This is a genomic window from Bradyrhizobium sp. 61 (assembly GCF_023073075.1).
GTDB lineage: Bacteria > Pseudomonadota > Alphaproteobacteria > Rhizobiales > Xanthobacteraceae > Bradyrhizobium > Bradyrhizobium barranii.
On the sequence record NZ_JADPIU010000080.1, the window covers coordinates 1 to 14105 of the forward strand.

Here is a 14105-nt window from a genome sequence, read left to right on the forward strand (position 1 = left end):
CATCGTCGAATCCGTGCTGGCCGTCAACGAGAACCGCAAGCGCGCGATGGCGCGCAAGGTCAGCCAGGCGCTCGGCGGTAGCTTGCGCGGCAAGACCATTGCGGTGCTCGGCCTCACCTTCAAGCCCGACACCGACGACATGCGCGATGCGCCGTCGATCCCGCTCGTCACCGGCCTGATCGACATGGGCGCGACGGTCAAGGCCTTCGATCCCGTCGGCATGGAGCAGGCCAAGGGCGAACTGCCGAACATCACCTATTGCGAGGACGCCTATTCCTGCGCGCAAGGCGCCGATGCGCTCGTCATCGTCACCGAATGGGTGCAGTTCCGCGCGCTCGATCTCGGCCGGCTGAAGGCGGCCATGACCCAGCCCGTCGTGGTCGATCTCCGCAACATCTACCCGCCCGAAGAGATGCAAGCCGCCGGCTTCACCTACGAGAGCATCGGGCGATCGTCCCAGGCTTAAGCCAGTCGTTTGAAGTTCGGCTTCGCCCGCCTCATCCTGGGGCGGGCGAAATCGTTTCTGATGCGATATGATCCGGTCGCATCAGGTCGCCGCGTTTGGCCGCGTTGCCGCGATGGAGATTGTCATGACCGACGACACGCACACGATCCGCAGTGGCGGGCTCACCGCGACCATCAAGGCACACGGCGCCGAGCTGTGCTCGTTGAAGGACGGCAGCGGTGTCGAATTTGTCTGGCAGGCGGGGCCGGCCTGGCCACGCCACGCGCCGCTGCTGTTTCCGATCGTCGGGCGTCTCGCCAATGACGAAATGCGGCACCGGGGCAAGACCTACCGGATGACCCAGCACGGTTTTGCGCGCGACAGCCGGTTCGCGTGGGTAGAGCGCGGCGAGAACCGTTGCACGCTGGCGCTCGAAGACAGCGAGACAACGCGCGCGCTCTATCCGTTCGCATTTCGCCTGACGGCCACCTATGCGATCGACGACGCTGGTCTCGATCTCTCGCTCACGGTCGTGAACACTGGCAAGGAGACATTGCCGGTGTCGCTCGGTGGCCATCCCGCCTTCAACTGGCCGCTTCAGCCTGGAATGTCGAAGGAGAGCTACGCGCTGACCTTCACGAACGAGGAGCCGTCTCCGGTTCGCCGTGTCGAGGGCGGACTCCTGCTCGCGGCAACGGATCCGAGCCCCGTCAGAGGCACCGTGCTTCCTTTGTCGGAATCCCTGTTCACCAATGACGCCGTCATCCTCGACCCCGTCAACAGCCATGCGGTCCGCTATGCGGCCGGGCAGGGGGGCGGGCCCTGGCTCAAAATGTCATGGCGCGGCTTTCGCGAACTCGGCGTCTGGTCGAAACCGACAGGCGCGCCGTTCCTCTGCATCGAGCCCTGGCGCGGCTATGCCAGTCCCGTCGGTTTCGATAGCGAGTTCAGCGACAAGCCGGGTCTGATGCACATCGCGGCCGGCGCGAACGAAGAACTGTCGTACCGGATCGAGGTCGGGTCGTCCTGAGGCAGGCCTTCGCGTGCCTGTGGCTCTCAGACCTCGATCCGCGTGAGGTCCTCGCCGAGCACGACGGGACCTGCGTAGTCTCGGCGGACGTCCGCGAGAAGCGCGTTCAGCATGGAATCGTCAGTGCGCGGCCGGTGATGGGTCAGCGCGAGCCTCTTGACGCCGGCCTTGGCGGCAACCTTGCCGACCGTATCGCCGCAGGCGAGCGTATATTTCGCGAGCCGGCGGAAGTGGTCGTTGGTGATCTCAGGCGTCGCGAGAAAGCAGCACTGGACCAGCAGGTCGGCTCCCTGTGCCAGCCGCTCGAGACCGGGGCAGGGCACCGTGTCGCCGGAGATCGCTATGACCTTGCCCTCGGCTTCGAAGCGAAAGCCGAGACACATCCAGCGCGCGAGAAACGCCGGCGACATGTCGAGACCGTCGCCATGTGAGACGAGCTCGGCGCTGATCTTCCAGCGACCGGTGTCGAGGACGGGGCCGGGAATGATGTCCGTCGCGACGACCGGCTTCCATCCGCCAAAGGTCGGCTCGCCCTGATCCCGCCAGGCGATGTCCTTGTCGTAGACCTGTGTGATCAGCGTGTTGACGAGCCGTTCGGTATCGGGCGGACCGTAGATGCGTAGATCGTCCTTGCGCCCATGCATCCACGAATTCAGCATCACATCATAGAGGTCGCCGATGTGGTCGAAGTGGTGATGGGTGAGAAAGACCGTGTTGATGGCGCCGAGCGGCACGCCGGCTTTGTGGAGCTGCACCATGACGCCGCGGCCCGCGTCGAACAGGATATTCTCCTCGCCGAGCCTGATCAGCGTGGTCGTCGCCATGCGGCGCGGGTCCGGGCGTGGGCCGCCGGTGCCGAGCAGTATGACTTCCATGGCGCCTACTCCAGCGTGAAGCCGGTCGATCTGATCACGCCGCCCCGGCGTGTCTGAAGATCGTTCGTGGCGTACTTTAGATTCGAAGGCGTCAGCTAGACAAGTCGCGCGTCAGTGCAGACCGGCCACAGTGGCAGCAATGGTTGGCCGGATCGTTGACCGGTCCGATCCCGCGGACGTCAGGCGATGCGCAAAATCCTGCGCGCGCCGTTCGACCAGATGCCAGGTCGCGCGTGCGACGAGATAGCTGAGCGCGGCGGTGACGGCATAGGCGATCAGCAGCGAGACCAGTCCGTCCGCAAGCGGCCAGATCTGGCGCAGGCCGTAGATCACCGCGAAGTGCGACAGGTACATCGAATAGGAGTTGCGGCCGAGCGCCTCGATCGGCCGGCAGCGGATCGCGAGGCGGATGCAACCTGCAACCAGCGCGCCAAGCACGAGGTTGATCATCAAATAGTTGAATTCATGCGAGCCGGTCGCGCGGTCGGCAATGAAGGACAGCGCGATGAAGGCGGCGAAGATCGCTACGTCCGACTTCGCAAAGCCGTCGCGCAGCGAGAAGAACAGCGCGCATCCCACGAGGAAGACCGGCAACTGGTTCAGGAAGCTGATGTGTAGCGCATTCCAGACGAAGGCCTCGTGGCCGGGCCCGTAATAGGCCGAGAACAGCGCGAACGCCCACGGCTTGAACAGGCAGACATTGACGAGATGCAGCGCGATCGCGAGCGCAAGATAGAGGTGGCGGCGCGATCCGAAGGCCGTGATCACGAAGGGGAAGACGAGATAGAACGTCATTTCCGCCGCAATCGACCAGTCGCCCGGCACGACGCTGTTGACGCTGTCCGGCCAGAAGCCGTGCAGGAAGGTCGCGGTCAGGATCACCTGGAGCGGCCCGATGCCGTTGGGCGCGTTGTAGCTGGGACCCGTGCCGTTGACGGCGAGGTAAACCGGGATCGCGAGCCAGAACAGCGGCGCGATGCGCAGGAAGCGCCGGATGTAGAATTTGCGCGTCGGGTCGGTTTCGGTGCGCTGCGTCCACATCAGGCACATCGTCATGGCGCTGACGAAGTAGAACACGTTGACGCCGGTCCAGCCGCACATGAAGGCGAAGTCGACGGCGTGGATCTTTGAAGGAAAGGATTGTGAGACGTGGATCGCCATCACGCCGACGATGGCGAGGCCGCGCAGGACGTCGAGCGTGTGAGAACGGCCGAAAGGCGTTGCACCTTGCTCGGTTCGTTCGGCGGCCAACCGGGCCTGCCCCTGCATCACGCCTGCTCCGTGGTTTCGCATCTGCAAGCGGAGACCATAGAGGCGCGGCTGGCTGTTTCGAAGCCGAAGCCTTTCTTTACGTTAACCAGCGGTTGAGTCTGATGCCGAATGTACGGGATCGGCGGTGTCGAGGGGGCTGGTCGTCGCTCGCACGCGCCACGCCGGCATGATGATGCGCGCGATGAGAATTGTGGGGCAATTCATACTTAATACGCCAATACCATGACCAATATTGTTCGGGCAGCACAACACGCCTAGTATTCCAGCAGGCAAATTTCGGGGGCTCGAATAAGTCGTGAATGTTCGTTCACAGGACAGTGCGCTGCGCGACGACTTGAACTTTCAAGCCGCGCCACAAGCACACAGGACATCCAACAACGTGGTTGATTCCGCACGTCAGGAATTGAGGCCTGCCGGCCGCGAGCGGCTGATCGTCGTCGAAGACGATCCCGTGACGCGGACGATGCTGGTCGGCTATTTCAGCGAGAACAATTTCGATGTGGTCGGCGCCGGCTCCTGCGCGGAATGCCGCCAGGCGCTGCGCTCGCGCACCGATCTCGTCTTCCTCGACGTGCAGTTGCCTGACGGCGACGGCTTCGAGCTCGCCAAGGAGATCCAGGCGACCAGTAACGCCGGCATCATCTTTGTGACGCGCCGCGACACCGACGTCGATCGCATCCTCGGCCTCGAGATCGCCGGCGACCATTATGTCACCAAGCCGATCAATCTGCGCGACCTGCTCGCGCGCGCGCGCAGCGTGCTGCGGCGGCGTTCGATCGACCGCAAGGCGGCGCGCAACCACAATTCGATCGCCTTCGGCGACTGGATCATCGACCTGACCCGGCGCGAGCTGCTCGGCAGCGACGGCAAGCCGGTGGCGTTGACGCGCGCCGAGTTCGATCTGCTCGCGGCGCTGGTCGGCGCCGACGGCCGGCCGCTCAGCCGCGACTATCTGATCGAGGTCGTCAGCAACCGCCAGGCCGAGGTCGATATCCGCACGGTCGATGCGCTGGTGGCGCGGCTGCGCCGCAAGCTCGTCGGCAGCGGCACGCCCGTGATCGCGACCGTCACCGGCGTCGGCTACAAGCTCGCGCTCAGCGAGCGGCTCTAGCCTCATCCGTCGAAAGCTCCGATCACCCTCGCGCTTATCGCGCGCGGGCGCTCTGGTCCGTCGATGTCCTTTGCGCCGCCCCGGCCAGCTGGTCATCGACCGCATACAGCGTGCAGGTCGGCGACCATTTCATGCAGGCGCTAAGCGAATCGCGCCGGGCGTCGTCGGCGGTGGTGCGTCCTGAGCGCCAGCCGTAACCGCCGTTCGGCGACACCGCAAAAGCCTTGTGCGGCATGGTGCTGGCGAGGTAGCGCGAGAATTCGGCGCGCGCGGCCTCGTTGAGCTGGCCCGGCGGCGGCAGCGGATCGGGAAGGCTCAGGATGTCATGGCCGAGCCCGCGCTCGCGCAGGAAGGCGTCGAGATAGGGCGTCCATTGCGGGCGGCCCACCACCGAATAGAGATAGTGACCGTCGTCGCCGTAAGGCGGCGCCGCAATGAATTTCGCGTGACCGCCATTGCCGCGAAATCCGTCATAGAGGCGGCGCGCGAGATCGGGACCGAAGAACGAATCATTGGCCGCATAGACCCACAGCATCGGCACGCGCGACGTCTTGCCGAACGTGGCGAAGGCCTGCACCAGCCCATCCTCGTTGCAGACGTCGTCGTCATCGCGCGAGCCGCGGCCGCCGGCAAAGCTGATCGCGGCGATCAGACCCGGCGGTGCCTGCGCGGTCAGTGCGACGGTGGCGAGCCCGCCGGCGGAATGGCCGGCCGCGATCATGCCCGATGTCGTGACGTCGGCCCTCCGACCCATCGCATCGATCGCCGCGCGCAAATCCGCGACCGCAACCGCCGCCGCCGGCAGATAGGCGGCATTGGCGCAGCCGCCGACGCTGTCGACGCGCCCGCCGGGCGAGGTGCCGTAGCCGCGCCGCATCACGATCAGCGCGGCAAAGCCGCGCCGGGCGTATTCGAGCGCGATCCCGTAATATTTGTGCGCCGACATCGTCGCGCGGTCGTCGAAACTGCGCGGCGAGCCGTGGCTGAGCAGCGCGAGCGGATAGCGCTTCGTTCCGGCCGGCCGGACCAGAAAGGCCTCCAGCCCCTGCGGCCCGGCCTCCGTCATCGGGATGCGCAGGTCTTCCGTGTAGAACTCCGCGGCCATCGCATTGGGCACGACGCCAGCCGTCGCAAGCCAGGCCATCAGAACAACCAAGAGCCTGTGAAACAGCGTCATGCCCCGACTCGAAAAAGCCCCGATCTGAATGACCATAGCATGATCTCAGGAACGGCCAGCCCATCGCAGGTGTTGTGCCCTTGGCGGGGGGCCGGCCGATGCTATGCTATCCCGCAATCTCTGGACGACAGGACGAGGATATTTCAGTGGCTGATGTTCATCCCGCGGCGGGCAAGCTGGTCTCGCCGGACGCGCTCACCAACGTTCCTCGGCTGGTGACGGCCTATTTCGCTGGCAAGCCCGATGTCGGCGATCCCGCGCAGCGGGTGGCGTTCGGCACCTCCGGCCATCGCGGCACGTCGTTCAAGAACAGCTTCAACGAGGGCCACATCCTCGCGACCACGCAGGCCATTTGTGACTACAGAACAGAAAAGGGCCTGACCGGCCCGCTCTTCATCGGCATCGACACCCATGCGCTGGCCGAGCCGGCGCTGGTCAGCGCCGTCGAGGTGTTCGCCGCCAACGGCGTCGACATCATGATCGACAAGGACGGCGGCTACAGCCCGACGCCTGTCATCTCGCACGCGATCCTGACCTACAACAAGGACCGCACTAGCGGCCTTGCCGACGGCGTCGTCGTCACGCCCTCGCACAATCCCCCCGAGGACGGCGGCTACAAATACAATCCGCCGCATGGCGGCCCGGCCGACACCGACGCGACCTCCGTCGTCGAGAAGCGCGCCAACGCCTATCTCGCCGACGGTCTGAAGGGCGTGAAGCGCATCGACTACGCCAAGGCGCGCAAATCCGCGAACGTGCACGCCTACGACTTCATCACGCCCTACGTTGCCGATCTCGGCAATGTCGTCGATCTCGATCTGGTCAAATCCGCCGGAATCAATATCGGGATCGATCCGCTCGGCGGCGCCGCCGTGCATTACTGGCATCCGATCATCGAGCGCTACGGCCTGAAGGCCACCGTCGTGAACGAGGCGATCGATCCGACCTTCCGCTTCATGACCGTCGACTGGGATGGCAAGATCCGCATGGATTGCTCCTCGCCTTACGCGATGGCGAGCCTGATCGCGATGCGCGACCGCTTCGACGTCGCCTTTGCCAACGACACCGATGCCGACCGCCACGGCATCGTGACGCGCACCGGCGGCCTGATGAATCCGAACCATTATCTGGCGACCGCGATCTCGTATCTGTTCGCGAACCGCCCGAACTGGGGCAAGGATGCCGCGATCGGCAAGACCGTGGTGTCGAGCTCGATCATCGACCGTGTCGCCAAGAAGCTCGGCCGCAGGCTGGTCGAAACGCCGGTCGGCTTCAAATGGTTCGTCGACGGCCTCCTCACGGGCGGCTTCGGCTTTGGCGGCGAGGAGAGTGCAGGGGCCTCGTTCCTGCGCCGCGACGGCGGGGTGTGGACCACCGACAAGGACGGCATCATCCTCGGCCTGCTCGCAGCCGAGATCATGGCCAAGACCGGCCGCGATCCGAGCCAGCTCTTCAACGACCTCACTGCCGAGCTCGGCGTGCCGCACTATGCGCGCATCGACGTCGCCGCTACCGTGCCCCAGAAGAACATTCTCAAATCCGTTACGCCCGAGCAGCTCGGCCTCAAGGATCTCGCCGGCGATCCCGTGCGCGCCACGCTGAGCAAGGCGCCGGGCAACGGCCAGCCGTTCGGCGGCATCAAGGTCGAAACCGATTTCGGCTGGTTCGCCGCGAGGCCCTCCGGCACGGAGGACGTCTACAAGATCTACGCGGAAAGCTTCCGCAGCACCGAGCACCTGAAGCGGATTCAGGAAGAGGCCCAGGCGGGGCTGAAGAAGGTGTTCGGGGCGTAGGGCGCCGAGCCCAGTACGACTCGGTTGCTGCTCCGAGGAAGTGTTTGCCGCATTCTCCGCTGTCATCACCCGCGAAAGCGGGTGATCCAGTACGCCGCGGCCGTGCCGTGATGCGGAGAAGCCGCGGCGTACTGGATTCCCCGCCTTCGCGGCGAATGACATGTGGTGGAATTGTATACACCATCAGGATAATAGGTATCTAAATACGCCAAATTTAGCCTTGAACGATTCTATCCCTCCGCTATTGTATACACGACGCATACATAAGCCTTGGGAGAGCGACCCGTGACAAAACCCTTCCCGATGAACGCGTGGTACGCCGCGGCCTGGGACGCCGACGTCAAGCCGGCGCTGTTGCCGCGGACGATCTGCGGCAAGCATGTCGTGATGTACCGCAAGGCCGATGGCTCGGTGGCCGCGCTGGAGGATGCCTGCTGGCACCGCCTGGTGCCGCTGTCCAAGGGCCGCCTGGAAGGCGACACCGTCGTCTGCGGCTATCACGGCCTGAAATACAATGCGCAGGGGCGCTGCACCTTCATGCCCTCGCAGGAGACCATCAATCCGTCGGCCTGCGTCCGCGCCTATCCCGTGGTCGAGCGTCATCGCTACGTCTGGCTCTGGATGGGCGACCCCGCGCTCGCCGATCCCGCGCTCGTTCCTGACATGCACTGGAATCACGATCCGGCCTGGGCCGGCGATGGCAAGACCATCCGCGTCAATTGCGACTACCGCCTCGTGCTCGACAATCTCATGGACCTCACCCACGAGACATTCGTGCACGGCTCCTCGATCGGCAACGATGCGGTCGCCGAGGCGCCGTTCGACGTCACCCATGGCGAGAAGACGGTGACGGTGACGCGCTGGATGCGCGGCATCGAGGCGCCGCCGTTCTGGGCCAAGCAGCTCGGCAAGCCCGGCCTCGTCGACCGCTGGCAGATCATCCGCTTCGAAGCCCCGTGCACGATCGCGATCGATGTCGGCGTGGCGCCGACAGGCACCGGCGCGCCGGAAGGCGACCGCTCGCAGGGCGTCAACGGTTTCGTGCTCAACACCATCACGCCGGAGACCGAGAAGACCTGCCACTATTTCTGGGCGTTCGTCCGCAACTATCAGATCGGCGAGCAGCGCATCACCACCGAGATCCGCGAGGGCGTCTCCGGCATCTTCCACGAGGACGAGTTGATCCTCGAGGCGCAGCAGCGCGCCATGGACGAGAACCCCGATCGGATCTTCTACAACCTCAACATCGATGCCGGTGCGATGTGGACGCGCAAGCTGATCGACAGGATGGTGGCGAAGGAAAACCCGCCGCAGCAGCTCCAGGCCGCGGAGTAGGCCAGGTGAAAGCAGCGCCCGAGCGTGAGGTCGACCGCTCCGTCTCGCAGACCGTGAAGGCGCAGCTCGCGCTGCGCGACCAGATCCTGTCGGGTCGTTTACGGCCCGGCGAGCGTATCTCCGAGCTCCAGGCAGTGGAGACGACCGGCGCCTCGCGCACGCCGGTGCGCATGGCGCTGGTGCGGCTCGAGGAGGAAGGCCTGCTGGAGGCGATTCCCTCCGGCGGCTTCATGGTGAAGGCGTTTTCCGAACGCGACATCTCCGATTCCATCGAGCTGCGTGGCACGCTCGAAGGGCTCGCCGCGCGCTTCGCCGCCGAGCGCGGCGTTTCCGCGCGCGAGCTCGAGCCGCTGAAGGAGTGCCTTGCCGCGATCGACGAGTTGCTGCGCCAGGTGCCGATCTCGGTCGACGCGTTCTCCTCCTATGTCACGCTGAACGCGCGCTTCCACGCACTGCTCACCGAATTGTCGCGCAGCCCGCCGTTGATCCGGCAGATCGACCGCGCTTCGGCGCTGCCGTTCGCCTCGCCAAGCGGTTTCGTGATGGCGCAATCGGCGCTGCCCGAGGCGCAGCAGATTCTGATCATCGGGCAGGAGCACCATCGCGTCGTGATCGACGCCATCGAGAACCGCGAAGGCGCCCGCGCCGAGGCCGTGATGCGCGAGCACGCGCGCCTCGCAGTGCGAAACCTGCGGCTTGCGCTGCGCAACCGCACCCATCTCGACCTCTTGCCGGCGCTCGCGCTGATCAGGACCGCAACCGACTAGGGCAATCGCCATGCGCTTCATCGAAACCTGGATTCCGGCAACGCTGGTCGCGACGCGCGATCTTGCGCCGGGCATCCGCGAATTCCTGATCCTGCCGGATCAGTTCGACGGCACGGCCTATCCGGTCGGCAGCCACATCAATATCAGCGTGACCATCGACGGCCTGCCGGAGACGCGATCCTATTCGCTGGTCGGCGAGGCGTCCTCGCGCGGTTACAAGATCGCGGTGCGCCGTGCCGAGGATTCCCGCGGCGGCTCGCGCTGTATGTGGCAGCTCGCACCAGGCGCCCGGCTCGACATCACCCGGCCGGCTTCGCTGCTCGCGGTCGACTGGGCCCGCGAAAACTATTGCCTGATCGCCGGCGGCATCGGCATCACGCCGATCCTTGGCGCCGCACAGGCGCTGGCGCGTCGCGGCGCTGATGTCACGCTGCATTATGCCGTGCGCTCGCGCACCGATGCCGCCTATCTCGACGATCTCGCCAAAATGCTCGGTGAGCGCCTGGTCGTTCACGCGAGCGACGAGGGCCGGCGGCTCGACCTCGATGCGCTGTTCGGATCATTGCCGCAAGGTGCGCTGGCGCTGTTCTGCGGCCCGATGAGGATGCTGGATGCCGCGCGCCACGCCTGGATCGGCGCCGGCCATCCGCTTCCCGATCTCCGCTACGAGACCTTCGGCTCCAGCGGCACGCTGCCGACCGAGACGTTTCGCGTGCGCCTGAAGGGGACCGATGTCGAGCTCGAAATCCCGCGCGAGCGCTCGATGCTTGATGTGCTCAATGCCAGCGGCCACGACGTAATGTACGACTGCAAGCGCGGCGAATGCGGCCTGTGCGCCATCGACGTGGTCGAGGTCGACGGCGAGATCGATCATCGCGACGTCTTCTTCAGCGATCACCAGAAGCAAAGCAACCAGAAGATCTGCGCCTGCGTCTCCCGCGCCCGCGGCACCATCACCGTCGACACGCTGCTGCGGGCGGACGCGGTCTGACCGGGGCTGGAAGGCGTACTCGGAAAACGCGATCAGCCTGAGGCCTGCGCATCCGCTCTCCTCTCGGGAGCGGATGGGTGCAGGTCGTCCTGGCGAGGCAGATAAGGGCGGTGACGAAGCGGGCTTCGTTTGCAGCGTCAACGGGCCGGTAAGAGTGCTTCGTGCGGTCCGCCAATCATGATAGGTTTGCTCTCGGCAATAAATGCGTTCAGCCGGTCTTGGACAGCAAGGGTGGAGGTTCTGCCATGAAATCCAATTCTGTCTCGCTGGCAGTCGATGCGTTCGCCACAGGGCGAGCTGACGCGCTGATTTTAATCGGCCGCGTTCTCCTCGCGTGGGTATTCGTCGGAAGCGCGTATGGAGCAATATCCAACTTCAGCGGCTCTGTGGGTTATTTCAGGTCCCTGAACCTTCCGGCACCCGAGCTGTTCACGATGACGAACATCGTACTGGAGGTATTGATATCCGTTGGTTTGATATTGGGCGTCGGTACGCGCTACTGCGCAATTCTGACGTTTGTGTTCGTATTGGCGGCAACGGCTATTGCGCACCGCTACTGGGAGTATCCCGCGGGTGCGCAGCAGATCGGTCAATACAACCACTTCTTGAAGAACGTCTCGATCATGGGAGGCGCGATGTTGATCTTCGTCACCGGGGCGGGCCGGTTCAGTTTCGATCGAGCATCGTAGCCGAGATCACTTCAAGTCGGGCTTGAAAGCTTCCTCTATCGCGCGGCGGATGCTCTTTGAGAGCTGCTTCAGGGTCTTGCTCACGAGGGCGAAGAGAAGCATCAACCAAGTCGCAAGCGCGGCACACCACAGTACGACTTCCAATATCTCAGGCATGATGATGCCCCTCAAAAATAATTACTTTGAAATGCGGCAAGTGTTGCTTAATGGGGCCGACACGGCAAGCCGTCTTGAGAGTGGTAGCGCGCCGAAACACTCGGAAACGCTCTCAAAACAGCGGACAGCCTTAGGTCAGGGATGCAGACCAACCCTATGACCGCGAAGACTGGCGCGGGATGCAGAACTGCCTGGCAGCGATTCATTTGCGAAGGGTGGCTTGAAGAAATTCTGCCCTGCGCGAGTCAGCTTCACCCCTGGAAGCGGACCGCCTCACATTTGCGAGTATTTCCCTACGCCGCGTAAGTCGCCCGCAGCTTTTTCGTGTTCAACAGCGCCAGAACGCCATCGGCCGACACCGGCCGGCTGATCAGATAGCCCTGCGCTTCATCGCAACCGAACTGGCGCAGAAACTCGAGCTGGTCGGCGGTCTCGACGCCTTCCGCAACCACACCGATGCGCAGGTCGCGCGCCAGCGAGATCACCGACTTCACGATCGCGGCGCAGTCGGGCTGCACCAGCATGTCGCGGATGAAGGACTGGTCGATCTTGATACGGCTGAACGGCAGCTTGCGCAGATAGGTGAGGGAGGAGAAGCCGGTGCCGAAATCGTCTAGCGCCACCGTGATGCCGAGCTCGAGCAGCGCGTTCAGGATTGACGCCGCGGAGCCGTATTTCGACAGCAGCATCGATTCCGTGATCTCGATCTCGAGCCGGTGCGGGGCGACCTTCGCGTCCGCGAGCGCCTGCACGATGGTCTGGAGGATGCCGGTGCTGTGAAACTGCGCCGCAGAGAAGTTCACGGCGACCCTGATGTCTTCCGGCCAGTCCGAAAGCGTCGCGCAGGCGCGCCGGATCACCCATTCGCCGATCTCGTGGATCAGCCCGGTCTCCTCGGCGATCGGGATGAATTCGCTCGGCGGTACCAGTCCGCGTCGGGGATGCTGCCAGCGCAGCAGCGCCTCGAAGCCGGTGATGCGGTTCTCGCCGAGATCGAGGAACGGCTGGAACACCAGGAACAGCTCGTCCCTGACGATGGCGCCTTCGAGGTCCGCTTGCAGCGCTTTGCGATCGCGTGACACCCTTTCATCGGCTTCCTCGAAGAAGCAGACCGTGCCGGGGCCGGCCTTCTTGGCGCGATACAAAGCGGCGTCGGCATTCTTCATGATGTCGAGCTGCGTGGTGCCGTCGCGGGGCGCCAGCACGATGCCGACGCTGGTCGCGCCGGCGATCTGGCGGCCCTCGATCTGGAACGGTTCGTCGAAGGCCGCGACGAAGCGTTCGGCGATCTCGAGCGCATCCTCGGGCCGCGCCAGATTGGCCATCACCAGCGCGAACTCGTCGCCGCCGATTCGCGCGACGTGCTCGGCCGCGCGCGTGCAGCGTTGCAGGCGGCTTGCGACCTGGACCAGGAATTCGTCGCCGGCGGGGTGGCCGAACTTGTCGTTGACCTCCTTGAAGCGGTCGAGGTCGAGCAGGAGCACCGCGAATTCTTCGCCCGACAGGGCCATCCGCCGCAGCGCGGCTTCGAGCGTCTCATTGAAGGCGAAGCGGTTGGGCAATAGCGTGAGGGGATCCTGCCGGACCGTGCGCTCTGCCTCGATCTGCCGGATCACGCGCCGCGCGAACGCGAACGAATTGACGAACACCGCGCGCAGCAGCACGCTGCCGTAAACCACCACCAGGATGGCCATCAGCACATAGGCGGGATCGCCGTCGCGGCCGAGGCAGATGGCGATGCCGACGAAGATGGGGCTGGTGAAGGCGATGGCCGCAATCGGGATCGTGGCGAAGGCCAGCGCGCCGCCGGCCAGCATTCCCGAGCAAAGGCAGGTGATCACGAGCTGGCCGCCGGTCGCGGCATTCGCGAAGAAGGCGACCGGGACGATGCCCCAGGCAACGCCGAGCACGAAGGCGTTGCGCACCAGCCGATGCATGGCCCGGCGCGAAACGAATTGCGGTTTTGTGATCCGGCGCGAGGCGTGGGATTGCAGGCCGAATGCAATCGCGGCGCCGGCCACGATCGCGGCCCAGGCCAACGCAAACTTCCAGTCCGGCGAATGCCAGAGCGCGATGGCGAGCACGGCCGCATTGCAGGCATTGGCAAGCATGATGCCGACGGAGTAGCCGAGCACCAGTGACATCTGATCGGCGCGGATATGTCCGGCGACGGCTTCGTCGGTTGCAGGACCGCCAAAGGCCGACAGATCGCCGGCGAACAGCCGCGCGAAATAGCTGGTCGTTTGAGTCCGCATTCGAGCGCCTAGCAGCATGGGCCGTTTGTCCGGCTCGATCAGGAGGATTCGCTGCAAACCTTTGACGAAATATGAATTATCCCCGCTGGCCACGATCGCCGCGGCCACTTCTGCGTGTTCAAGCGAGGGTATCGATAACAAATCGATACAAATGCGGCGCCCCGCGTTACGGTTGTAACAGTGGGCCGATCGCAGAACGCGCTCGGCCT

General features: G+C 64.6%; 13 protein-coding genes. 8 read left to right on the forward strand and 5 right to left on the reverse strand.

Translation table 11 applies throughout. The features are described 5' to 3' along the window. Together IVB46_RS30720 and IVB46_RS30725 are read left to right on the forward strand one after the other, a co-directional pair. A partial coding sequence (locus IVB46_RS30720; RefSeq protein ID WP_276010585.1) for a UDP binding domain-containing protein occupies positions 1 to 466 on the forward strand: 466 nt, incomplete at its 5' end. Positions 467 to 590: 124 nt separating this feature from the next. Continuing rightward, the gene (locus IVB46_RS30725; RefSeq protein ID WP_247314503.1) at positions 591 to 1475 is read left to right on the forward strand and encodes an aldose 1-epimerase family protein; all 885 of its coding nucleotides are present in this window, start codon (positions 591 to 593) and stop codon (positions 1473 to 1475) included. Between the two features lie 26 nt (positions 1476 to 1501). Here the strand turns inward: IVB46_RS30725 and IVB46_RS30730 are convergent, their stop codons facing one another. Next, positions 1502 to 2350, reverse strand: a complete 849-nt coding sequence (locus IVB46_RS30730) for an MBL fold metallo-hydrolase (RefSeq protein ID WP_247314500.1) — start codon at positions 2348 to 2350, stop codon at positions 1502 to 1504. A 111-nt stretch (positions 2351 to 2461) separates the two neighbouring features. Then, the gene (locus IVB46_RS30735) at positions 2462 to 3619 is read right to left on the reverse strand and encodes an acyltransferase (RefSeq protein ID WP_247314498.1); all 1158 of its coding nucleotides are present in this window, start codon (positions 3617 to 3619) and stop codon (positions 2462 to 2464) included. 298 nt (positions 3620 to 3917) lie between these two features. Here IVB46_RS30735 and IVB46_RS30740 point away from each other — a divergent pair, with 298 nt between their 5' ends. Next, positions 3918 to 4733, forward strand: coding sequence for a response regulator transcription factor (locus IVB46_RS30740; protein WP_063979731.1), 816 nt, complete (start codon positions 3918 to 3920; stop codon positions 4731 to 4733). 34 nt (positions 4734 to 4767) lie between these two features. On the opposite strand, the gene IVB46_RS30745 is transcribed toward IVB46_RS30740, so the two are convergent. Continuing rightward, a complete protein-coding gene (locus IVB46_RS30745) occupies positions 4768 to 5910 on the reverse strand; it encodes an alpha/beta hydrolase (RefSeq protein ID WP_247314495.1) in 1143 nt (380 codons plus the stop codon). Positions 5911 to 6056: 146 nt separating this feature from the next. Between IVB46_RS30745 and pgm the strand changes: the two genes are divergently transcribed. The 5 genes from pgm (at position 6057) to IVB46_RS30770 (ending at position 11485) form a co-directional block, all read left to right on the forward strand. Continuing rightward, the gene (gene pgm, locus IVB46_RS30750; RefSeq protein ID WP_247344162.1) at positions 6057 to 7703 is read left to right on the forward strand and encodes a phosphoglucomutase (alpha-D-glucose-1,6-bisphosphate-dependent); all 1647 of its coding nucleotides are present in this window, start codon (positions 6057 to 6059) and stop codon (positions 7701 to 7703) included. 285 nt (positions 7704 to 7988) lie between these two features. Further along, positions 7989 to 9038 (forward strand): aromatic ring-hydroxylating dioxygenase subunit alpha, encoded by a 1050-nt coding sequence (locus IVB46_RS30755; protein WP_247314491.1) that lies wholly within the window; start codon positions 7989 to 7991, stop codon positions 9036 to 9038. 5 nt (positions 9039 to 9043) lie between these two features. Next, a complete protein-coding gene (locus IVB46_RS30760) occupies positions 9044 to 9805 on the forward strand; it encodes a GntR family transcriptional regulator (RefSeq protein WP_028148569.1) in 762 nt (253 codons plus the stop codon). A 10-nt stretch (positions 9806 to 9815) separates the two neighbouring features. Continuing rightward, the gene (locus tag IVB46_RS30765; protein ID WP_247314489.1) at positions 9816 to 10796 is read left to right on the forward strand and encodes a PDR/VanB family oxidoreductase; all 981 of its coding nucleotides are present in this window, start codon (positions 9816 to 9818) and stop codon (positions 10794 to 10796) included. Positions 10797 to 11041: 245 nt separating this feature from the next. Next, on the forward strand, positions 11042 to 11485 hold the full coding sequence (locus tag IVB46_RS30770) for a DoxX family protein (RefSeq protein WP_247314487.1): 444 nt from the start codon (positions 11042 to 11044) through the stop codon (positions 11483 to 11485). Positions 11486 to 11491: 6 nt separating this feature from the next. On the opposite strand, the gene IVB46_RS30775 is transcribed toward IVB46_RS30770, so the two are convergent. Together IVB46_RS30775 and IVB46_RS30780 are read right to left on the reverse strand one after the other, a co-directional pair. After that, entirely contained in the window at positions 11492 to 11641 is a 150-nt protein-coding gene (locus IVB46_RS30775) for a hypothetical protein (protein WP_193375987.1), read from the reverse strand. A gap of 293 nt (positions 11642 to 11934) precedes the next feature. After that, positions 11935 to 13896: an EAL domain-containing protein gene (locus IVB46_RS30780; protein WP_247344165.1), complete on the reverse strand. Its 1962-nt coding sequence runs from the start codon at positions 13894 to 13896 to the stop codon at positions 11935 to 11937. Positions 13897 to 14105: the final 209 nt, after the last annotated feature.